Raw genomic sequence first — 19,563 nt, 5'->3', positions numbered from 1 at the left:
GGCGTGCCGCGCGTTGCGTTCGAAGGTAGTGGCATGATTGCCACGGGGCAAGGTTGTCCGTGAGGTTCACCCGAGTGAGTGGACCCGTGGCGCGTGACCCGGCAGACTCGGATGCCGAAGGGGAAGGAACCATGCCGCCAAGAGACATTCCAACCGCCCGACAGGCCCGATTGGGCGCTGAGCTGCGGAAGTTGCGTGAGCTCGCAGGGAAGACGGCCCGTGAGGCGGCCGGCCTGCTCTCGACCGACCAGGCCAAGATCAGCCACATAGAGGCGGGCCGCATCGGCATCAGCGAGGAACGGATCCGGCGGCTGGCGGTGTTCTACGCCTGCGACGACCGGGATCTGATCGAGGCGCTGTGCGCCATCGCTCGCGAGTCACGCGGCCAGGGCTGGTGGGACGAGTACCGAGGAGTGCTCGCGCCCGGGTTCCTGGACATCGGTGAACTGGAGAACCACGCAACGTACTTGCGCACAGTCGCGGTGATGACCGTGCCCGGCATCCTCCAGACCGAGGACTACATTCGGGCGATCCACCGAAGCGCTACGCCACCACTTCCGGCCGAGGAAGTGGACGCACGTGTGGAGTTTCGGTTGAAACGCCGGAGCATCTTCGATCGGGATACTCCGCCCCCGTTCCGAGTCATCGTTCACGAAGCGGCGCTGCGTATGCGCTTCGGCGGCCGCAAGGTCGCCAAGGGGCAGCTTGAATATCTGCTCGAAGCATCTGAGTGGCCGACAGTGACAGTGCGAGTCATCCCGTTCACCTGCGAGGATTTCGTCGAGGCGACGTATCCGCTGCTGTACGCGGGGGGAGTTGTGCCGCAACTCGACACGGTTCAGATGGACAGTCCTGTGGGTGGCGTCTTCATCACTGCGGCCGCCCAACTCAAGAGGTACGTGGGGATGCTCGACACCGCCGAGCGGTCGTCGCTGAGCGAGTTGGAGTCCGCGCAGCTCATCCACCGGATCGCAAGAGAACTATGAGAGGTCCAGGCATGCCCACGCAGTGGCAGAAGTCATCCTTCTCGGGGATCGACGCCGAAAACTGCATCGAACTCGCTGACGCCGAACCCCACCTCCTCCTCCGCGAGAGCGACGCCCCCGGCGACGTAATCGCCCTGGCCCCTGGGGGATTGCTGGCCCTGATACGTCACTGCAAAAGCAGGCGGTAGAGGCTCGCCGTCAGAGGGCGCTCAGCTCCGCCTCTTGTCAGTGACGGCGGGGTCGGCGGAGAACGCCGGCCCAGTTCCGGTGAGGGCCGCGGACAAACGGCACGGCCGCCTGTCCGGGAAGATCTCCCCGGGCAGGCGGCCGTTGCTTGTTCAGCGTGCCGCAGGCGGACGTCAGACGTTGACGCCGAAGTCCTGGGCGATGCCCACCAGGCCCGAGGCGTAGCCCTGGCCGACCGCGCGGAACTTCCACTCCGCGCCGTTGCGGTACAGCTCGCCGAAGACCATCGCCGTCTCCGTCGCCGCGTCCTCCGACAGGTCGTAGCGGGCGATCTCCGCGCCGCCGGCCTGGTTGACGATGCGGATGTACGCGTTGCGGACCTGGCCGAAGTTCTGCGAGCGGTTCTCGGCGTCGTAGATGGAGACCGGGAAGACGATCTTGTCGACGTCGGCGGGGAGGCCCGCCAGGTTGACGTTGATCGCCTCGTCGTCGCCCGCGCCCTCGCCCGTGCGGTTGTCGCCGGTGTGAACGATGGTCTGGTCCGGGGTCTGCTTGTTGTTGAAGAAGACGAAGTGGGCGTCCGAGTAGACCTTGCCCGTGGGGTTGACCGCGATGGCCGAGGCGTCGAGGTCGAAGTCGGTACCCGTGGTGGTGCGGACGTCCCAGCCGAGGCCCACGGTGACGGCGGTCAGGCCCGGAGCCTCCTTGGTGAGCGAGACGTTGCCACCCTTGGACAGGCTTACAGCCATTGTTGGGAGTCCCTTCCCTCGTTGCGTACGTGCGCTGTGCCCGTACGTATGGGCTTCGTACGGCCACGAAGCTACAGCTACCCCTATGAACGCCGAGGGGGGTACCTGAGGTTCCGGGTCTCTTTACTTTCTTTGCCAAGGGCCCGTGCGAAAACCTGGTGACGTGAACCGGACATACGCGCGACCATGGACCCATGTCCGGTCCCTACGTCATCCGCGGCTCCGTCTCCCTGCCCGAGGCCGAGCTCATGTGGCGTTTCTCGCGGTCTTCCGGGCCCGGTGGGCAGCACGTCAACACCAGCGACTCGCAGGTCGAGCTGCGCTTCGACCTCGCGAAGACCGAGGCGCTCCCGCCGGTGTGGAAGGAGCGGGCCCTCGCCAAGCTGGCCGGGCGGCTCGTCGACGGAGTCATCAGCGTCCGCGCCTCCGAACACCGGTCGCAGTGGCGCAACCGGGAGACGGCGGCCGTACGGCTCGCCTCCCTGCTGGCCGAGGCGTCCGCGCCGCCGCCGAAGCCCCGGCGGGCGACCCGCATTCCGCGCGGCATCAATGAGCGGCGTTTGCGCGAGAAAAAGCAGCGCTCCGACACCAAGCGCGGACGCACGGGTCGCGACTGGGGATAGCGCCCACCGACGCTCACCGAGAAGTGAGGAGGCGGGGCCGGCCCACGCACCGGTCGCCCTGCCCCAAGCACCGATTACTCCTGGCGCCGATCCCGGCGCCGAATACGCCCGGCGCCGATTACGCCCGGCACTACGCCCAGCGCCGATTGCGCCCGGCGTCGATTGCTCCGGGTGCCGATTACTCCAAGTGCCGGTACCGTCCCCGGAAATGCACCAGCGGTCCGCCGTCCGCGCCCGGTACGTCCGCCGTCAGAACGCGGCCGATGACGAGCGTGTGGTCGCCGGCCGCCACCCGCTGTTCCGTGCGGCACTCCAGGGTCGCCAGGGCGCCGCCCACCAGGAGTGCCCCGGCGGCCTCCCCGCGGACGTACGGGATGTCCTGGAACAGCAGACGGTCGCTGATGCGGCCCTTCATCGCGAAGCGGCCCGCGATGTGCCGCTGGTTGTCGGAGAGCACGGAGACGGCCCACAGGGGCTGTTCGGCGAGCAGGTCGTCCATGCGGGAGCCCTCGCGCAGGCTGACCATGACCAGCGGCGGGTCCAAGGACACGGACACGAACGCGGTCGCCGTCATGCCGATGTCCTCGCCGCCCGGGCCGTCCGGATCCAGCGCGGGCTCGTGCGCGGTCACCAGGACCACACCCGCGGCCAGCCGGGACATGGCGGCGCGGAACTCGTCGTTGCTCACCCCCTCAGCATGCACGGGAGGGGCGGCGGGTACGGCGGCGGGAGGTAGGGCAGGGGGAGTGTTCAGCACGCCGAAACGCTAGTCTCCGGCGCCGAGGACCACATCGGACCAAGGCCCGATCCGAGTCGTAGTACCGGGTCCTAGGACCGTCGTAGTACCGGCGTGGTACCGGGTCCCAGGACCCAGGTCATCATGTGCGAACGGAAACGTATGAACGCTTATGGTCACAGGGTCTGCACAGAGACCTGAATTGTGTTCAGTAAACGCACAAGGGAAACGCAGAAACTCTACTCAAATGTTCATCTTCTTCTGTGACTTGAGTCACAGGTGCCATATTTTGTTGACCCTGTGTACCGAGTGGGGAGCGCGCTGTGATTCAGTGGCGGGGACGCTGAGAGAACCGTAGAACGCAGAAGTACGCGAGAAGTACGCCGAAGAGTCCCTGGAGTTGCTGCGAGGTCTCGAGGGGAGGGCGAATGGAGACCGAGTCGGAGCCGTACGTCCGCCTTACGACCCTGCGGCAGCTGCATCAGGTCATGGCGGACATGAACACCGCGCGGAGCCTGGCGGACACGCTGCAGACCGTCGCCGACGGCGTGGTCAACGGCCTCGGCTACGAGCTGGCCTGTGTCAACCTCGTACGCCCGGACGGCGACCTCGTGGTCGCCGCCTTCGCCGGCAACTCCGCCGCCGAGGCACTGATCACCGGCCGCGTCGGCTCCCGCGTCTCCTGGGACCGCCGCCTCGACATGGGTGAGGCCTGGGGCGACCTGCGGTTCATACCGCATACCGAGGGCTGGGTCCTCGACGAGGACGACGTACCGCAGTGGTACACCGACGGCCCCGAGCCCCGCTTCGAGGACGAGTGGCACCCCTCCGACCGGCTCTTCGCGCCGATGTACACCCCCGGCGTCCAGGGCGCCTCGTGCGGCGAGCTGATCGGCGTGCTCTCCGTCGACCGGCCGCGCAACGGCCGCAAGCCCGGCGCGTGGGGGCGCGAGGCTCTCCAGATGTACGCGTTCCAGGCCGCGATCGCGATCAGCAACGCCCGTCTCAGAGCGAACATGCAGCGCGCCCTGGTCCGGCTGGAGCGCGAGCAGCAGGCCCTGCGCGCCAGCGAGGAGTCGTTCCGGCAGGCCTTCGAGTACGCGCCCTCCGGCATGGCCATCGCCGAGATGGGCGGCGACCAGCACGGGCGAATACTGCGCACCAACGACGCCCTGTGCCGCCTCCTGGGCCGCCCCGCCTCGGCGATGCGCCGCTACTCGTTCTCCGACCTCGTCCACCCCGAGGACATCGGCACCCTGCTGCGCACCTCCGCCGAGGGCGGCCGGGCCGAGCTGCGGCTCGGGCGGCGCGACGGCACCTACGTCTGGGTGTCCCTGCGCAACTCGGTCGTCGCGGACGCCGCCGACGGTCCGCGCTTCCTGCTCACGCACGTCGAGGACATCGAGGAGCGCAAGCGCCGCGAGCTCCAGCTCGCCCACCGCGCCTCCCACGACTCCCTCACCGGGCTGCCGAACTCCGCCGAGCTGCGCTCCCGCCTCTCCGCCCGCCTGTGCCGGCGCCCGCAGTCCGCGGAGCTGGGCGCCGTCGAGTCCCTCGACGCGGCCTACGCGCACGGCCAGTACACGACGGAGCACCCGGCGGCGTACGACACGAGCGGACACGGAGAGCAGCCGGGGCACGGACACGGGTTCGACTTCACCCAGGGGCCGGGGCCGTACGACGCCTTCGACCACCACGTCCACACCGTCGCCCCCGAGGGGCAGACCGACGACGGGACCAAGGGGCTCGCGGTCCTCTTCTGCGACCTCGACGGCTTCAAGTCGATCAACGACCGCTTCGGGCACAACGCCGGCGACGCCGTGCTGATCGAGGTCGCCAGACGGCTGAGCGGGGCGGTACGGGACGGGGACACGGTCGCCCGGCTCGGCGGCGACGAGTTCGTAGTCCTCGCCGACGGGCTCGGCCGGGCCGATGCCCAGGACCTCGCGGTGCGGCTGCGCAACGAGATCATCCAGCCGGTCCGGGTCGACGGCCGCACGATGCGCGTCGGCGCCAGCTTCGGCATCGGATGGGCACACTGCGGCATGACGGCGGACGAGGTATTGAAATCCGCTGACGAGCGGATGTACGTGGAGAAACGGTCTCGTCCCAAACAGCATCGACGTGCGGGGTAAGTACCAGGTCAGTGGGTTGATGAGGTGAAGGCCACCTGTTTGACCCCCTGGGAGCGGGTAGGCTCGCCATTCATCCACGCACCCATCTGAACCCGCACCGCTGAGGAGTACCAAGGGATGACGCCCGGCAACAACGGCGCGAGCACGCCCGAGGACGACGACCCGTTCGGCTATCTCTACGCCGATGGTCAGGCCAACGGAGCCACCCCGCCCAGCGGTGGTGGCGGTTACGGCTACCCGGGTTCGGTGAACCGGGTGCGGGCGGTGGGTGAGCGGCAGTACGGCCAGCAGAACGCCACCGCCGCGTACGGCCAGGTCCCGCAGCAGGGGACCTACGGGCAGCAGCAGCCGGGGTACGGCCAGCCCAACGCGCACTACGCGGCGCCCGAGACCGTGCCCGGCGGCGCGGTCACCTCCCGGCAGGCGCCGGTGGGCGGCGGGCGGGGCCGGGGCCCCAACACCAAGGGGCTGCTGATCGGCGCGATCGCCGTGGTCGCCGCCGTGGTGATCGGCATCACCGTCGTCATGGTCGGCGGCGACTCGGACGACGACAAGAACGGCAGCGAGGCGGGCTCGACCCCCACGGCCGCCCAGAGCGCGGAGCCGAGCAAGTCGGCCGGCCAGAAGTCGCCGGAGGCCGGCAAGCTGCCCACCATCGACGCCAAGGCGCTGAAGCTGGACGGCGGCGCGACGACCGCGTCGGACGTCGAGGGCGCCAAGGCCGACGGCGGGATCTACGTGTCGGGTCTCAGCACCGTCGGCGCCCAGGTCACCTGGACCGTCAACGGCATCCCCAAGGACGGCCTCTACACCGTCTTCGCGCGTTACAACGTCGTCGGCGAGAACCAGTCGATGACCGTCACGGTCAACAACAAGACGTTCGGCAGCAAGCTGAACCTGGGCAACTTCACGGGCGCCACCGACCCCGCGAAGGGCTGGATGAAGACCTACGCGTGGCCCACGCTCACCAAGGGCACCAACACGATCTCGATCTCCTGCCAGGACGGCGACAAGTGCAACATCCTCCTGGACCAGCTGTGGCTGAAGGCAGGCAAGGTCAAGGACTAGTCCGCCGCAGGAGGCCGGGCCACGGCCCGGCCGGCGGTTCCAGCGGTCCGTTGGTTCCGGCGGTCCGGCGGTTCTACGCCGCGGTGGCGTCCCCCGTCACCGCGACCCGGTCCAGGAGCTCCTCGTACGTCCGGCGGTCGAACTCGCCCGCCACCGGGGACAGCACCGTCGCCGCGGACAGGGCCACCGCCCGGGCCAGGCGCCGGGGCCACGGCAGCTGGTCCACCAGGCCCGACAGCAGGCCCGCGACCACCGAGTCGCCCGCCCCCGTCGGATTGCCCCGGACCCGGTGCGGCGGGGTGGCCCGCCAGTGGCCCTCCGCGTTCACGGCCAGCAGGCCCTCGGCACCCAGCGAAGCCACCACCGTGTTCGCCCCGCGACGTCGGGCGTCGCGCGTGGCCTGCCACGGCTCGTGCGAGCCGGTGAGTTCGGCCAGCTCCTCGGCGTTCGGTTTGACGATGTCGGGCCGCGCCGCCACCCCGCGCCGCAGCGGTTCGCCGCTGGTGTCCAGGAGTACGGGCACCGCCTGCGCGCGTGCGGCGCGGACCAGACCGGCGTACGCCCCCACCGGCACCCCCGGCGGCAGACTGCCGCACAGGGCCACCGCCGAGGCGGACCGCAGCAGTTCCCCGTACGCCTCCTGGAAGGCGGCCCACTCGGCGGGCGTCACGGTCGGCCCCGGCTCGTTGAGCTGAGTCGTGTCACCGGTCGTCTCGTCGACCACCGCTATCGTGCGCCGGGTCGCGCCGCCGACCGGCACGAGCGCGTCCACCACCCCCGGCGTGTGCGCGAGCTGCTCCCGCAGGGCGCGGCCCGTCGCCCCGCCCGTGAAACCCGTCACCGTCACCTCGTGGCCGAGGGCGGCCAGCACGCGGGCCACGTTCAGGCCCTTGCCGCCGGGCCGTTCGGCCATCTCGGTCACCCGGTGCGAGGCGTGCGGCGTCAACGCCCGTACGCGATAGGTGATGTCGAGAGCGGTGTTCAGCGTGACCGTGAGGATCACCGGCCGACCTCCCTCGAAGTTCGTCTGCGCAGCCGTTTCTCAGGATGCGCCTGTCGGCAGCGGTTGCGGAGGCTCGATCATGCCAAAGGAGACGGCGGTCGGCCCAGTCCCCCGGCCGACCGCCGCATTCAACCAGTGGATGAATCACCCCAGTTGGGGATCGACCACCCATTCGCCCTTGCGCATCACGCCCTTGAGCGTGAACTCCGCGTCAAGAACCACCAGGTCGGCGTCCTTGCCGGGCTCCAGCGAGCCCACCTGGTCGTACACGCCGAGCAGCCTGGCCGGGTTGGCGGACAGGGCCGCCACCGCGTCCTCGACCGGCAGCCCGTCGACGGTGACCGCCCGCTTGAGGGCGCGGTCCAGCGTGAGCGTCGAGCCCGCGATCGAACCGCCCTCCATCAGCCGCGCCACGCCCTCACTGACCTCGACCTCCAGCGGGCCGAGCAGATAGCGGCCGTCGCCGAAGCCCGCCGCGTCCATCGCGTCCGTGATGAACGCGACCCGGCCGGCGCCCGCGTGATGGAACGCCAGCTGGAGGGCGGCCGGGTGCAGATGCGTACCGTCGTTGATCAGCTCGACCGTGATCCGCTCGTCCTCCAGGAGGGCGGCGATCGGGCCCGGCGTGCGGTGGCCGAGCGCGGGCATCGCGTTGAACAGGTGCGTGGCGACCGTCGCACCCGCGTCGATGGCCTCCACCGTCTGCTCGTACGTCGCGTCCGTGTGCCCGATCGCGGCGATCACCCCGTGCTCGGCCAGCAGGCGTACGGAGTCGATGCCGCCCGGCAGTTCGGTGGCCAGCGTGACCATCTTCGCCCTGCCGCGCGCCGCGTCGATCAGCTTGCGGACCTCGGCCGGGTCCGGGTCGCGCAGCAGTTCCTCGGAGTGGGCGCCCTTGCGGCACGGCGAGATGAACGGGCCCTCGAAGTGGATGCCGGCGATGTCGCCCTGCTCGGCCAGCTCGGAGAGCAGCCCCGCGCGCTGGGCCAGCACGTCCATCTCGCCGGTGACGGTGGAGGCGACGACGGTGGTGGTGCCGTGCAGGCGGTGGGTGTGGACGCCCCGGAGAACCTCCTCGGCGGTGCCCGAGGTGAAGGACGCGCCGCCGCCGCCGTGGTTGTGCAGATCGACGAAGCCCGGGACCAGCCAGTGGCCGGACAGGTCCACGACCGGGGCGTCCTCGGAGGAGGCGCCCGCGATGCGCGTTCCCTCGACGATCACCCGGCCGCCGTCCACGATCCCCGTGGGCAGCACCACCCGGGCACCGGCGAGCACGTTGCTAGTGGCCATCAGGCGGTTACCTCCGGAGAGTCATGGGTCGAGAGCAGGTCCCAGGCGAGCAGCCCGGCGCCGAGACATCCGGCCGTGTCCCCGAGGGCCGCGGGGACGAGGGCCGGCAGCTTCTGGAAGGTGACGCGGCGTTCCATGGCCGCGCGCAGCGGTGTGAACAAGGTTTCCCCCGCCTCGGCGAGCCCGCCACCGATGATCAGGGTGCGCGGGTCCAGGAGGGTGAGCGCGGTGACCAGCCCGTCGGCGAGCGCGTCCACGGCCCGGCGCCAGACCCGTACGGCGCGCTCGTCGCCCGACTCCACGGCCTGCGCGCAGCTCGCCGCGTCCGCGTCCGGGTTCCCGGAGGCCTGTGCCCAGGCCTGGCTGACCGCCGCGGCGGAGGCGTACCGCTCCAGGCAGCCGTACTGCCCGCACGGACAGGGAGTCCCCCCGGGGCGTACGACGATGTGGCCGATCTCGCCCGCGAAGCCGTGCGCGCCCGCCTCCACCGTGCCGTCGATGCCGATGGCGCCCGCGATGCCGGTGCCCAGCGCCACGAACAGGAAGCGGTCGGTGCCCCGGCCCGCGCCGATCCGGCCCTCGGCGAGACCGCCGGTGCGCACGTCGTGGCCGAGGGCGACCGGGACGCCGTGCAGCCGTTCGCCGAGGAGCTTGCGCATGGGTACGTCGCTCCAGCCGAGGTTCGCCGCGTAGACGGCGAGGCCGCGGCCGGCGTCGACGATGCCGGGGACGGCGACGCCGGCGGCGGCCGCGGGTTCGCCGAGATGACGCTCGCCGTACGCGCGCAGTTCGGCCGCGAAGCCGAGGACGGTGTCGACCACGGCGTCCGGACCGCGCTCCCGCCCGGTCGCCCGGCGGGCCTGGTGCAGCAGCTCGCCCGAGGCCCCGACCAGGGCGGCCTTCATCCCGGTGCCGCCCACATCGAGGGCGATGACATGTCTCACGGGGACAGTGTGGCGCGTAGACCCGGAAGAGGTCTAGTCCACTTACGTGGTGTAGACCTTATAGCTGATTTGTATCGGCATGTGAGACACCAGGGTTTGGGGCAAGAGCAAGTGCAGCGGCGTACGACAGGTTTGATCGCGGTGTTGTCGGCACTGGGTATGACAGCGACACTCGCGGGCTGCGGCAGCTCGGAGGACTCCGGCGACGTGACCCTGAAGCTGGTGGCCGCGGATTACGGCGACTCGTCGGCGAACAGCTCCCAGAAGTACTGGGACACGCTGGTCAAGGAGTACGAGGCGAAGCACCCCGGCATCAAGGTCGAGGTCAGCGTCTACTCGTGGAACGACGTCGACCGCAAGGTCAAGGAGATGGTCGCGGCCGGCAAGGCGCCCGACATGGCGCAGATCGGGGCGTACGCGGACTACGCGGCCGCCGGCAAGCTGTACACCGCCGACGACGTGCTCTCCATCCCCGTCCAGGCCGACTTCGTCTCGGAACTGAGCACCGCCGGGCAGCTGAACCGGGTGCAGTACGGCATGCCGTTCGCGGCGTCCACGCGCCTGCTCTTCTACAACAAGAAGCTCTTCGCCCAGGCGGGCATCACCGGCGCGCCGAAGACCTGGGACGAGCTGGCCGCCGACGCGAAGGCGCTCAAGGCGGCCGGCGTCAAGACCCCGTACGCGCTGCCGCTCGGGCCGGAAGAGGCGCAGGCCGAGACGATGCAGTGGCTGCTGAGCGGCGGCGACGGCTATCTGAGCAGTGTCGGCACCTACAACCTCGACTCCGCGCAGAACGTCGCCACGTTCGCCTGGCTGAAGGACGAGCTGGTGGGGAAGGGCCTCACCGGCCCGACCGCGCCGGCGAAGCTGAACCGGGCGGCCGCGTTCGCCGCGTTCACGCGGGGCGAGGTCGGCATGCTGAGCGGCCATCCGACGCTGATGAAGATGGCCGCGAAGAAGGGCGTGAAGTTCGGCATGGTGCCGATGCCCGGGGTCGACAGCGGGCCCAAGGCCACGATGGGCGTCGCCGACTGGATGACGGCGTTCCGCAAGAACGGCCACAAGCAGCAGATCGGCGACTTCCTCGACTTCGTCTACAACGAGAAGAACGTGCTCGCCTTCTCCCACGAGTACGACCTGCTGCCGGTCACCAACTCGGCGTCGGAGGCGATGGCCGCGGACAAGGACGACGCCGACATGGGTCCCTTCCTGGAGGAACTCCCGACCTCCCAGCTGTACCCGGTCGGCAAGACGTCCTGGGCGAGCGTCAGTGCCGACATCAAGAAGCAGATCGGCAAGGCCGTGAGCCCGAGCGGCAACCCGGCGGCGATCCTGGGGCAGCTCCAGCGCACGGCGGACGCGGCGGACACGTCGGACATCGCGGAGTAGTCGGACACCGCGGAGTGGACGACCGCCGGAGCCCGGGCGCGGGCCCCGCCGCCGGGGGGCCTGTCGGTCCCGGCCGTTACCTTGGCAGTCATGTCGTCCATGGAAGAGCTCAGCCCGCGGGAACAGGCCGTCCTCGCCCTTGAGCGCCGGAGCTTCGGCGGCCCCGGCGCCAAGGAGCGGGCGATACGCGAGCAGCTGGGCCTGGTACCGGTCAGGTACTACCAGCTGCTCAACGCCCTCCTGGACGACCCCCGCGCCCTCGCCCACGACCCGGTGACGGTCAACCGCCTGCGCCGCGTCCGCGAGAACCGCCGCGCGGAGCGCTGACGACAGGGGCCCCGGCGCATCCGTGCCCCGTGAGGTCCCTGAGCCATGAGGGCGCGCGTGAGCCATGCGTGCGCGCGCCCCGTCGCGGATAGGGTCGGAGTATGGGCAGCCATACGGACTCCACGGACTCCAGGGACTCTTTGCCGACGCCCGCGACCCCGGCCGGGCGCGACGGTCTCGACGCCATCCTCGCCCGGCCCGGCCGGGCCGTTCTCGCCTTCGACTTCGACGGGACGCTCGCCCCGATCGTCCCCGACCCCGATCAGGCCCGCGCGCACCCCGACGCGGTCCCCGCTCTCGCGGCCCTCGCCCCGAAGGTCGCCTCCGTCGCGGTGATCACCGGCCGCCCGGCGGGTGTCGCCGTCCGCTACGGCGGCTTCGCGGGCGTCCCCGGCCTGGAGCACCTCGTCGTCCTCGGCCACTACGGCGCCGAACGCTGGGACGCCGTCAGCGGCACCGTCAAGGCCCCCGCCCCGCACCCCGGCGTCGCCGCCGTCCGCGCGGAACTCCCCGGCTTCCTCGATCGGATCGGCGCCTGGCAGGGCACGTGGATCGAGGAGAAGGGCCGGGCCGTCGCCGTGCACACCCGCCGCGCCACCGACCCCCAGGCCGCCTTCGAGGCCCTGCGCGAACCCCTCACCGACCTCGCCACCCGCCACGGTCTGATCGTCGAACCCGGCCGCATGGTCCTGGAGCTGCGCCCGCCCGGCATGGACAAGGGCGTCGCCCTCCTGGAGTACGCGCGGGAGACCGGCGCGGAGGCCGTCATGTACGCCGGCGACGACCTCGGCGACCTCCCCGCCTTCGCCGCCGTCGACAAACTCCGCTCGGACGGCGTACCGGGGCTGCTGGTGTGCAGCGGCAGCTCCGAGGTCACCGAACTGGCCGAACGGGCCGACCTGGTCGTCGACGGCCCGCCCGGAGTCGTGAGCCTGCTCTACGCGCTGGCGGCCCGCCTCGGCTGACCGGTCCCGGGGCGTACGCCGTCGGCTGCGCCCCGGGTCCGGTTCAGGTGTCCAGTGCGTGCAGCTGATCCAGGAACCAGCGGGCCGGGGGCAGTGCCGTCGCCGCCCCGGCCAGCCGCTTCGTGCGTTCGGCGCGCTCGCCGGCCGGCATCGAGAGGGCCTCGTGGAGGGCCACGGCCGTACCCACGACGTCGTACGGGTTCACCGTGATCGCGTCCTCGCCCAGCTCCTCGTACGCGCCCGCCTCCCGGGACAGCACCAGCGCGCAGCCCTCGTCGGAGACGACCGGGACCTCCTTGGCGACCAGGTTCATGCCGTCGCGGATGGGGTTCACGAGGGCCACGTCCGCCAGCCGGTACGCGGCGAGGGAGCGCGCGAAGTCGTCCTTGACGTGCAGCACGACCGGGGTCCAGCCCGGCGTCCCGTACTCCGCGTTGATCTCGTCCGCGAGGCGCTGCACGGCGGCCGTGTAGTCCCGGTAGACCGCCAGGTCCTGGCGGGACGGGTAGGCGAAGGCGACGTGGACGACCCGCTCGCGCCAGTCCGGCCGCGACGCCAGCAGCTCCCGGTAGGCGAGCAGACCCCGCACGATGTTCTTCGACAGCTCCGTACGGTCCACCCGCACGATCGTCTTCCGGCCCTCGCCGACCTCCTCGCGCAGCGCCGCCATCCGCTCCTCGACGTCCGGCCGGTGCGCCCGCTCCCGCAGGAAGTCCGCGTCCGCGCCCAGGCCGTGCACGCCGATCCGGGTACCGGAGGGAATCCCGGGGCCCAGCACGGCGTGACAGCAGTCCGTGAACGCGTCCGCCCAGCGCTGGGTGAGGAACGCGGCCCGGTCGGCGCCCAGAATCCCGCCCAGCACCTGCGCCGCGATGTCGTCGGGCAGCATCCGGAAGTACTCCGACGGGGCCCACGGCGTGTGCGAGAAGTGGCCGATCCGCAGGTCGGGGCGCAGTTCGCGGAGCATCCGCGGGACCAGCGTCAGGTGGTAGTCCTGGACGAGGACCGCGGCGCCCTCGGCCGCCTCCTCGGCCAGCGCCGCGGCGAAGGCGTGGTTGTACGTCTCGTAGGCCGCCCACTGGCGCCGGAACTCCGCGTCGAAGACCGGCTCCAGCGGCGTCTGGTACAGCATGTGGTGGACGAACCACAGGACCGAGTTCGCGATGCCGTTGTACGCGTCCGCGTGGACCTCTGCGTCGACGTCCAGCATCCGTACGCCGGGCTCGCCGACTCCGCGCCGCACCGCCTCGCGGTCGCCTTCGCCGAGCGCCGAGCACACCCAGAGGGCGCCCGCGTCGGGGCCGATGGCCGACAGTCCGGACACCAGCCCGCCGCCGCCGCGCTTGCTGGTCAGCGTGCCGGTCTCGTCCAGCGTGTACGAGACCGGGCCGCGGTTGGACGCGACGAGGATCTGGGCACCTCGGGTGGAAGCCATGCCTCGAAATCTAGCCCGGGTCGGAAACGCTCAAACGTTCCCTTCGGCCGTATGCGGCGTCGTATACGACCTCGCGCGGGACGGCCCCGCGCCCCCGCGGGGGCGCGGGCTACGCGGCCTTCCGCCGCGCGTACTCGGCGATTTCCGCCATCGGCGGCCGTTCCTCCGTGTCCACCGAGTACGTGCGCGGCTCGAAACCGTCCTCGCCGCGCTCGAACTGGGTGAGCGCGGGGCGGATCAGGTGACCCCGGGCCAGGCGCAGCTGGGCGGTGCGGTAGATCGCCGCGGCCATGCGGCCGAGCGCCTGGCCGTCCTGGTGGCGGTGCTTGCGCACGCCGACGTCGACCTGGGCGAGCGCGTCGAGGCCCACGAGGTGGAGGGCGTCGACGAGCATCCCCAGCTCCACGCCGTACCCGACGGGGAACGGGAGCTGTTCGAGCAGCGAGCGGCGGGCCGCGTACTCGCCGCCGAGCGGCTGGACGAAGCCGGCCAGCTGCGGCCAGTGCATGTTGAGGAGCGGCCGGGCCATCAGCTCGGTCACCCGGCCGCCCTGGCCCGCCGCGCCGCCCAGCGGCCGGTCGTACATCGCCTTCACGAGGTCGACGCCCGGGTCGGTGAGCAGCGGGCCCACGATGCCGGAGACGAAGTCCGACGAGAACTCCTTCAGGTCCGCGTCGATGAAACAGACGATGTCACCGCTGGTGACCAGGAGGGAGCGCCACAGGACCTCCCCCTTGCCGGGCACGGCCGGCAGCCGCGGGAGTATCTCGTCGCGGTGCACGACCCGGGCGCCCGCGGCCGCGGCCACCTCGGAGGTGCGGTCCGTCGAGCCCGAGTCGATCACGACGATCTCGTCGACGAGCGGGACCTGGTGCATCAGGTCGTGCCGGATGACGGCGACGATCTCGCCGACCGTCTCCTCCTCGTTCAGCGCGGGCAGCACGACGCTGACCGAGGAGCCCGAGGAGCGTTTCGCGGCCATGATCTTGTGGAGCGGGCGATCGGTCAGGGACCAGGAGCGGGTGCTCAGCCAGCGCTCGACTTCGTTCAGCACTCTGCGGCTCCTCACTGTCTGATCACACACTCGCATCAGCGCGTGATCCATCTCGCTGTTCGGACGACTATCTCAACTGTCCTGGCCTTCGGTTACAGTCTTGAACAACGCGGATGACCATCGCATGTCCTCGATCATCGGCGCGCACAGTGCTCCACAGTCAAACAACCGAATACCGCTCATCCAGAGGGGCAGAGGGATACGGCCCGATGAAGCCCCGGCAACCCTCCAGCCGGTCTTGTCACGTTGATGTGGCGAGGCTCCCGGCTCGGGAAGGTGCCAAATCCGTCTCACGGCGAAGTGCGTCGTGAGGAAGATGAGGAGAAAGGGCCTCGCCTCCATGGCTGCGCAGACTGTCGCAAGTACCTCCGTCACCTCCCCCGCGAACTCCGTCGACCTCGGTCCGGCCGCCGCGCTTTCCTGCCGCGAGTGCGGCCACCGCGTGCCCCTCGGTCCGGTCTTCGCCTGCGACGAGTGTTTCGGCCCGCTGGAGATCGCGTACGACTTCTCGGGCTACGACACCGAGGAACTCCGCAAGCAGATCGAGGCGGGCCCCGCGAACATCTGGCGCTATGCGCCGCTCCTGCCGGTCCCGGCGGACGTCGCCGAGAAGCCCAACATCAACCCGGGCTGGACCAAGCTCGTCCAGGCCGACAACCTGGCGCGTGAGCTCGGTGTCGACGCCGGCAAGCTCTTCGTGAAGGACGACTCCGGCAACCCGACGCACTCCTTCAAGGACCGCGTCGTCGCCCAGGCCATCGAGGCCGCCCGCGCCTTCGACTTCACCACCCTCTCCTGCTCCTCCACCGGCAACCTGGCCGGCGCGGTGGGCGCCGCCGCCGCCCGCGCCGGCTTCCGTTCCTGCGTGTTCATCCCGCACGACCTGGAGCAGGGCAAGGTCGTCATGGCCGCGGTCTACGGCGGCGAGCTCGTCGGCATCGAGGGCAACTACGACGACGTGAACCGCTTCTGCTCCGAGCTGATCGGCGACCCGGCCGGCGAGGGCTGGGGCTTCGTCAACGTCAACCTGCGGCCGTACTACGCCGAGGGCTCCAAGACGCTGGCGTACGAGATCTGCGAGCAGCTCGGCTGGCGGCTGCCGGACCAGCTGGTGGTGCCCATCGCCTCCGGCTCCCAGCTCACGAAGATCGACAAGGGGCTCCAGGAGCTGATCAAGCTCGGGCTGGTCGAGGACAAGCCGTACAAGATCTTCGGCGCGCAGGCCGAGGGCTGCTCGCCGGTGTCCGTCGCCTACAAGGCCGGCCAGGACGTCGTGCGGCCGCAGAAGCCGAACACCATCGCCAAGTCGCTGGCCATCGGCAACCCGGCCGACGGCCCGTACGTCCTCGACATCGCGCGCCGCACGGGCGGTGCGGTGGAGGACGTGAACGACGAGCAGATCGTCGACGCGATCAAGCTGCTCGCACGGACCGAGGGCATCTTCGCGGAGACCGCGGGTGGCGTGACGGTGGGTGTGGCCAAGAAACTGATCGAGAGCGGTCTGCTCGACCCCACCCTCACGACGGTCGTCCTCAACACCGGTGACGGCCTCAAGACCCTGGACGCGGTGGCCGGGACCGGGCTGACCGCGACCATTCGTCCCAGCCTGGACTCCTTCCGGGAAGCCGGCCTCGCGTGAACGGCGCGACCGGCCCCCACCAGTCCGCAGCTTGAGAACAGCCCTTCCCGTGTACCCGACCGGAGGTCACACCGCATGAGCGTCAACGTCCGCATCCCGACCATCCTGCGCACCTACACGGGCGGCAAGGCCGAGGTCCCGGCCCAGGGCGCGACCCTCGCCGAGGTCATCGCCGACCTGGAGAAGAACCACACGGGCATCGCGGCCCGCGTCCTGGACGACCAGGGCAAGCTGCGCCGCTTCGTCAACGTGTACGTGAACGACGACGACGTGCGCTTCGAGCAGGGCCTCGAGACGGTGACGCCGGACGGCGCCGGAGTCTCGATCATCCCGGCCGTCGCCGGCGGCTGACCGATACCGGTTCGGCGCCCGGTTATTACCGTCGGTAACGCCGGTTACCGAGAGTTCATCGAATTGCCCCCTCCGTGAGAGAAACGGAGGGGGCAATTCTGCATGGTTGAGCACGGTACAGTTGGGGAAGTCGCCTCGCTCTTCTTGCCGGATGCATATGAGTTCTCATCCGAAGCCCGACAAGAAACAGCCAAAGTGCCCCACCCTTTTAAGCCTTATACGGCATTTATGGGGCCCGACTTGCCCTGAATCTTTGCGAATTCTCCGCATATTCCCGATCGGCCAGACCCAGAATTCTCGTCCGATTGACCTGTTGCAGAGGGCAGTTGGACAGATACATTCAGCCGCGGTCGACGCGTTCCGGCGCACACCCCCAAGCCATTGGGGGGTGAGGTCTGACCCGGGTCCGCGAAGTGCGGTCCTGTGCAAGGGCCAGTAATAGGGGAGTTAGGCATGGCTCAGGGCACCGTCAAGTGGTTCAACGCGGAGAAGGGGTACGGCTTCATCGCGGTCGACGGTGGTGCGGATGTATTCGTCCACTACAGCGCGATTCAGATGGACGGCTACCGCACCCTGGAAGAGGGTCAGCGGGTCGATTTCGAGATCTCGCAAGGCCAGAAGGGGCCGCAGGCGGACATGGTCCGACTGGCGACCGGCTGAAGCACGCGCCGACTGACTGTTCGACGTGACGAAGGGCCCGTATCCCCTCCGGGGTACGGGCCCTTCGGTCTGCCCCGGGGCGTCCGGAGCGCCTGCGCACGTGTGGGGCGCACAGGTGCGTTCACCTGCGGATTGCCTGGAGCCGCTTGCACTCGGCAGGGGCGAGTGCTAATCATTGGCGTTAGCACTCTGAAGGTGAGAGTGATAACGAAGGACCGGGTCGGTGAGGCCCGCAGGCCAGGTGGTGCAAGGAACCACGGGGCAGGCAGGCCGTCCGTCGCGGGCGCCAGCGCGGTCCGGAGCAATCCACCCCAGTCCGGGAGGACCACTTCACATGGCCAAGATCATCGCGTTCGACGAGGAGGCACGGCGCGGTCTCGAGCGCGGGATGAACCAGCTCGCCGACGCCGTCAAGGTCACCCTTGGCCCCAAGGGCCGCAACGTCGTCCTCGAGAAGAAGTGGGGCGCCCCCACGATCACCAACGATGGTGTTTCCATCGCCAAGGAGATCGAGCTCGAGGACCCGTACGAGAAGATCGGCGCCGAGCTGGTCAAGGAAGTCGCCAAGAAGACGGACGACGTCGCCGGTGACGGTACGACCACCGCGACCGTCCTCGCCCAGGCGCTCGTCCGCGAGGGCCTGCGCAACGTAGCCGCCGGCGCCAACCCGATGGCTCTCAAGCGCGGTATCGAGAAGGCCGTCGAGGCCGTCTCCGGTGCCCTGCTCGAGCAGGCGAAGGATGTCGAGACCAAGGAGCAGATCGCTTCGACGGCCTCCATCTCCGCCGCCGACACCCAGATCGGCGAGCTCATCGCCGAGGCGATGGACAAGGTCGGCAAGGAAGGCGTCATCACCGTCGAGGAGTCCCAGACCTTCGGTCTGGAGCTCGAGCTCACCGAGGGTATGCGCTTCGACAAGGGCTACATCTCGGCGTACTTCGCCACCGACATGGAGCGTATGGAGGCGTCGCTCGACGACCCGTACATCCTGATCGCCAACTCCAAGATCAGTTCCGTCAAGGACCTGCTCCCGCTCCTCGAGAAGGTCATGCAGTCGGGCAAGCCGCTGCTGATCATCGCCGAGGACGTCGAGGGCGAGGCCCTGTCGACCCTGGTCGTCAACAAGATCCGTGGCACCTTCAAGTCCGTCGCCGTCAAGGCTCCGGGCTTCGGTGACCGCCGCAAGGCCATGCTCGGCGACATCGCCATCCTCACGGGCGGCGAGGTCATCTCCGAGGAGGTCGGCCTCAAGCTGGAGAACGCGAGCATCGACCTGCTCGGTCGCGCCCGCAAGGTCGTCATCACCAAGGACGAGACCACGATCGTCGACGGCGCCGGCTCGGCCGACCAGGTCGCCGGCCGGGTCAACCAGATCCGTGCCGAGATCGAGAACTCCGACTCGGACTACGACCGCGAGAAGCTCCAGGAGCGTCTGGCGAAGCTGGCCGGCGGCGTGGCCGTCATCAAGGCCGGTGCCGCCACCGAGGTCGAGCTCAAGGAGCGCAAGCACCGCATCGAGGACGCCGTTCGCAACGCGAAGGCGGCCGTCGAGGAGGGCATCGTCGCCGGTGGTGGCGTGGCCCTCATCCAGGCTTCCTCGGTCTTCGAGAAGCTGGAGCTCACGGGTGACGAGGCGACCGGCGCCAACGCCGTGCGGCTCGCCCTGGAGGCCCCGCTCAAGCAGATCGCCGTCAACGGTGGTCTCGAGGGTGGCGTCATCGTCGAGAAGGTGCGCAACCTGCCCGTCGGCCACGGCCTGAACGCCGCGACCGGTGAGTACGTCGACATGATCGCCGAAGGCATCATCGACCCGGCGAAGGTCACGCGCTCTGCCCTGCAGAACGCCGCCTCCATCGCCGCGCTGTTCCTGACCACCGAGGCCGTCATCGCCGACAAGCCGGAGAAGGCCGCCGCGGGCGGCGCTCCGGGCGGCATGCCGGGCGGTGACATGGACTTCTGATCCCTTCGCGGATCAGCGGTTCGTCGCAGTACGAGACCGAGGGCGGCACTCCCATTCCAGGGG

General features: G+C 69.9%; 19 protein-coding genes and 1 riboswitch. Of the genes, 12 read left to right on the top strand and 7 right to left on the bottom strand.

The annotated features are described in order from the left end of the window. The first annotated feature begins 131 nt into the window (after nucleotides 1-131). Together SAVERM_RS20375 and SAVERM_RS20370 are read left to right on the top strand one after the other, a co-directional pair. Complete coding sequence (locus tag SAVERM_RS20375) at nucleotides 132-986, top strand: helix-turn-helix domain-containing protein (protein WP_010985378.1); 855 nt, start codon at nucleotides 132-134, stop codon at nucleotides 984-986. Next, a complete protein-coding gene (locus SAVERM_RS20370) occupies nucleotides 983-1,174 on the top strand; it encodes a DUF397 domain-containing protein (protein WP_037644672.1) in 192 nt (63 codons plus the stop codon). The genes SAVERM_RS20375 and SAVERM_RS20370 overlap by 4 nt, the downstream gene beginning before the upstream one ends. A gap of 171 nt (nucleotides 1,175-1,345) precedes the next feature. Here the strand turns inward: SAVERM_RS20370 and SAVERM_RS20365 are convergent, their stop codons facing one another. Further along, entirely contained in the window at nucleotides 1,346-1,921 is a 576-nt protein-coding gene (locus tag SAVERM_RS20365; protein ID WP_010985377.1) for a TerD family protein, read from the bottom strand. A gap of 194 nt (nucleotides 1,922-2,115) precedes the next feature. On the opposite strand from SAVERM_RS20365, the gene arfB reads away from it, so the two are divergent. Continuing rightward, nucleotides 2,116-2,544, top strand: a complete 429-nt coding sequence (arfB, locus tag SAVERM_RS20360) for an alternative ribosome rescue aminoacyl-tRNA hydrolase ArfB (protein ID WP_010985376.1) — start codon at nucleotides 2,116-2,118, stop codon at nucleotides 2,542-2,544. 178 nt (nucleotides 2,545-2,722) lie between these two features. On the opposite strand, the gene SAVERM_RS20355 is transcribed toward arfB, so the two are convergent. Next, nucleotides 2,723-3,301 carry a flavin reductase family protein gene (locus SAVERM_RS20355; RefSeq protein WP_010985375.1) on the bottom strand — a complete coding sequence of 193 codons (579 nt, stop codon included), beginning with the start codon at nucleotides 3,299-3,301 and terminating at the stop codon, nucleotides 2,723-2,725. Nucleotides 3,302-3,708: 407 nt separating this feature from the next. Here SAVERM_RS20355 and cdgB point away from each other — a divergent pair, with 407 nt between their 5' ends. Both cdgB and SAVERM_RS20345 read left to right on the top strand, forming a co-directional pair. Further along, nucleotides 3,709-5,415 (top strand): diguanylate cyclase CdgB, encoded by a 1,707-nt coding sequence (gene cdgB / locus SAVERM_RS20350; RefSeq protein ID WP_010985374.1) that lies wholly within the window; start codon nucleotides 3,709-3,711, stop codon nucleotides 5,413-5,415. Between the two features lie 117 nt (nucleotides 5,416-5,532). Further along, nucleotides 5,533-6,483: a carbohydrate-binding protein gene (locus SAVERM_RS20345; protein WP_010985373.1), complete on the top strand. Its 951-nt coding sequence runs from the start codon at nucleotides 5,533-5,535 to the stop codon at nucleotides 6,481-6,483. A 73-nt stretch (nucleotides 6,484-6,556) separates the two neighbouring features. On the opposite strand, the gene SAVERM_RS20340 is transcribed toward SAVERM_RS20345, so the two are convergent. The 3 genes from SAVERM_RS20340 to SAVERM_RS20330 form a co-directional block, all read right to left on the bottom strand. Next, nucleotides 6,557-7,486 carry a 1-phosphofructokinase gene (locus SAVERM_RS20340; protein ID WP_010985372.1) on the bottom strand — a complete coding sequence of 310 codons (930 nt, stop codon included), beginning with the start codon at nucleotides 7,484-7,486 and terminating at the stop codon, nucleotides 6,557-6,559. A 144-nt stretch (nucleotides 7,487-7,630) separates the two neighbouring features. Continuing rightward, entirely contained in the window at nucleotides 7,631-8,776 is a 1,146-nt protein-coding gene (nagA, locus tag SAVERM_RS20335; RefSeq protein ID WP_010985371.1) for an N-acetylglucosamine-6-phosphate deacetylase, read from the bottom strand. Continuing rightward, on the bottom strand, nucleotides 8,776-9,720 hold the full coding sequence (locus tag SAVERM_RS20330) for an ROK family protein (RefSeq protein WP_037644674.1): 945 nt from the start codon (nucleotides 9,718-9,720) through the stop codon (nucleotides 8,776-8,778). The genes nagA and SAVERM_RS20330 overlap by 1 nt, the downstream gene beginning before the upstream one ends. A 159-nt stretch (nucleotides 9,721-9,879) precedes the next feature. Between SAVERM_RS20330 and SAVERM_RS20325 the strand changes: the two genes are divergently transcribed. The 3 genes from SAVERM_RS20325 (at nucleotide 9,880) to otsB (ending at nucleotide 12,401) form a co-directional block, all read left to right on the top strand. Then, on the top strand, nucleotides 9,880-11,109 hold the full coding sequence (locus SAVERM_RS20325) for an extracellular solute-binding protein (RefSeq protein ID WP_042493327.1): 1,230 nt from the start codon (nucleotides 9,880-9,882) through the stop codon (nucleotides 11,107-11,109). A gap of 99 nt (nucleotides 11,110-11,208) precedes the next feature. After that, nucleotides 11,209-11,436: a DUF3263 domain-containing protein gene (locus SAVERM_RS20320; protein ID WP_037644676.1), complete on the top strand. Its 228-nt coding sequence runs from the start codon at nucleotides 11,209-11,211 to the stop codon at nucleotides 11,434-11,436. 101 nt (nucleotides 11,437-11,537) lie between these two features. Beyond that, entirely contained in the window at nucleotides 11,538-12,401 is an 864-nt protein-coding gene (otsB, locus tag SAVERM_RS20315) for a trehalose-phosphatase (RefSeq protein ID WP_010985367.1), read from the top strand. A gap of 43 nt (nucleotides 12,402-12,444) precedes the next feature. Here the strand turns inward: otsB and SAVERM_RS20310 are convergent, their stop codons facing one another. Beyond that, on the bottom strand, nucleotides 12,445-13,836 hold the full coding sequence (locus SAVERM_RS20310) for an alpha,alpha-trehalose-phosphate synthase (UDP-forming) (protein ID WP_010985366.1): 1,392 nt from the start codon (nucleotides 13,834-13,836) through the stop codon (nucleotides 12,445-12,447). A gap of 109 nt (nucleotides 13,837-13,945) precedes the next feature. Continuing rightward, entirely contained in the window at nucleotides 13,946-14,890 is a 945-nt protein-coding gene (locus tag SAVERM_RS20305; protein WP_010985365.1) for a glucosyl-3-phosphoglycerate synthase, read from the bottom strand. A gap of 176 nt (nucleotides 14,891-15,066) precedes the next feature. Next, nucleotides 15,067-15,213: riboswitch (SAM riboswitch) on the top strand. Between the two features lie 17 nt (nucleotides 15,214-15,230). Between SAVERM_RS20305 and thrC the strand changes: the two genes are divergently transcribed. The 4 genes from thrC to groL all read left to right on the top strand — a co-directional run bounded on the left by thrC (nucleotide 15,231) and on the right by groL (nucleotide 19,500). Then, nucleotides 15,231-16,529, top strand: coding sequence for a threonine synthase (thrC, locus tag SAVERM_RS20300; protein ID WP_010985364.1), 1,299 nt, complete (start codon nucleotides 15,231-15,233; stop codon nucleotides 16,527-16,529). Between the two features lie 75 nt (nucleotides 16,530-16,604). Then, nucleotides 16,605-16,880 carry a MoaD/ThiS family protein gene (locus SAVERM_RS20295; protein WP_010985363.1) on the top strand — a complete coding sequence of 92 codons (276 nt, stop codon included), beginning with the start codon at nucleotides 16,605-16,607 and terminating at the stop codon, nucleotides 16,878-16,880. Nucleotides 16,881-17,333: 453 nt separating this feature from the next. Continuing rightward, nucleotides 17,334-17,540, top strand: coding sequence for a cold-shock protein (locus SAVERM_RS20290; RefSeq protein WP_007493268.1), 207 nt, complete (start codon nucleotides 17,334-17,336; stop codon nucleotides 17,538-17,540). 334 nt (nucleotides 17,541-17,874) lie between these two features. Next, nucleotides 17,875-19,500, top strand: a complete 1,626-nt coding sequence (groL, locus tag SAVERM_RS20285) for a chaperonin GroEL (protein WP_010985362.1) — start codon at nucleotides 17,875-17,877, stop codon at nucleotides 19,498-19,500. The last annotated feature ends 63 nt before the right edge of the window (nucleotides 19,501-19,563 follow it).

Source organism: Streptomyces avermitilis MA-4680 = NBRC 14893 (assembly GCF_000009765.2).
Lineage (GTDB): Bacteria > Actinomycetota > Actinomycetes > Streptomycetales > Streptomycetaceae > Streptomyces > Streptomyces avermitilis.
This window is presented reverse-complemented; position numbering and strand designations above follow the sequence as displayed.

Excerpts from the sequence above, each read along its gene's own strand:
- SAVERM_RS20370 (WP_037644672.1), top strand. The coding sequence starts at position 983 with ATGAGAGGTCCAGGCATGCCCACGCAGTGGCAGAAGTCATCCTTCTCG.
- groL (WP_010985362.1), top strand. The coding sequence starts at position 17,875 with ATGGCCAAGATCATCGCGTTCGACGAGGAGGCACGGCGCGGTCTCGAG.
- SAVERM_RS20345 (WP_010985373.1), top strand. The coding sequence starts at position 5,533 with ATGACGCCCGGCAACAACGGCGCGAGCACGCCCGAGGACGACGACCCG.
- SAVERM_RS20290 (WP_007493268.1), top strand. The coding sequence starts at position 17,334 with ATGGCTCAGGGCACCGTCAAGTGGTTCAACGCGGAGAAGGGGTACGGC.
- SAVERM_RS20325 (WP_042493327.1), top strand. The coding sequence starts at position 9,880 with ATGACAGCGACACTCGCGGGCTGCGGCAGCTCGGAGGACTCCGGCGAC.
- SAVERM_RS20365 (WP_010985377.1), bottom strand. The coding sequence starts at position 1,921 with ATGGCTGTAAGCCTGTCCAAGGGTGGCAACGTCTCGCTCACCAAGGAG.
- arfB (WP_010985376.1), top strand. The coding sequence starts at position 2,116 with ATGTCCGGTCCCTACGTCATCCGCGGCTCCGTCTCCCTGCCCGAGGCC.
- thrC (WP_010985364.1), top strand. The coding sequence starts at position 15,231 with ATGGCTGCGCAGACTGTCGCAAGTACCTCCGTCACCTCCCCCGCGAAC.
- nagA (WP_010985371.1), bottom strand. The coding sequence starts at position 8,776 with ATGGCCACTAGCAACGTGCTCGCCGGTGCCCGGGTGGTGCTGCCCACG.
- SAVERM_RS20295 (WP_010985363.1), top strand. The coding sequence starts at position 16,605 with ATGAGCGTCAACGTCCGCATCCCGACCATCCTGCGCACCTACACGGGC.
- SAVERM_RS20375 (WP_010985378.1), top strand. The coding sequence starts at position 132 with ATGCCGCCAAGAGACATTCCAACCGCCCGACAGGCCCGATTGGGCGCT.
- cdgB (WP_010985374.1), top strand. The coding sequence starts at position 3,709 with ATGGAGACCGAGTCGGAGCCGTACGTCCGCCTTACGACCCTGCGGCAG.
- SAVERM_RS20320 (WP_037644676.1), top strand. The coding sequence starts at position 11,209 with ATGGAAGAGCTCAGCCCGCGGGAACAGGCCGTCCTCGCCCTTGAGCGC.
- SAVERM_RS20310 (WP_010985366.1), bottom strand. The coding sequence starts at position 13,836 with ATGGCTTCCACCCGAGGTGCCCAGATCCTCGTCGCGTCCAACCGCGGC.
- otsB (WP_010985367.1), top strand. The coding sequence starts at position 11,538 with ATGGGCAGCCATACGGACTCCACGGACTCCAGGGACTCTTTGCCGACG.